This window comes from Adlercreutzia sp. DFI.6.23 (assembly GCF_024462535.1).
Lineage (GTDB): Bacteria > Actinomycetota > Coriobacteriia > Coriobacteriales > Eggerthellaceae > Adlercreutzia > Adlercreutzia rubneri.
On sequence record NZ_JANGBP010000507.1, the window covers coordinates 1 to 301 of the forward strand.

At 37.5% G+C, this 301-nt stretch carries 1 protein-coding gene; it reads right to left on the bottom strand.

The window, feature by feature from the left end; translation table 11 throughout:
• A partial coding sequence (locus tag NE591_RS14345) for a hypothetical protein (protein ID WP_256156991.1) occupies positions 1-301 on the bottom strand: 301 nt, incomplete at both ends.

Sequence of the window (301 nt, forward strand, 5' to 3'; positions counted from 1 at the left end):
ATGTTCCTTTGGTGTTGTCCATGAAACCTGAACGCTATCACCTGAAACATCAGATAATGTTACTTTTCTTGCTTTCTTTGGTTCATCACCTGTATACATAATGAACTTTTCTTCATTGCCAACCTTGTCTCCTAAGTGATACTTTGAACTTACCGCAAGCTTTGTATGTTCTGTTCCTTCTTCGTCTTTGTACTTTCCTAATGTGAATATTTTTTCATCTGCACTGCTACCAAAAGAAACTGTTCCATCATCATTGTGCTGGATTCTTACTGATTCCCATCCTGTTGGTGCGTAATCATTT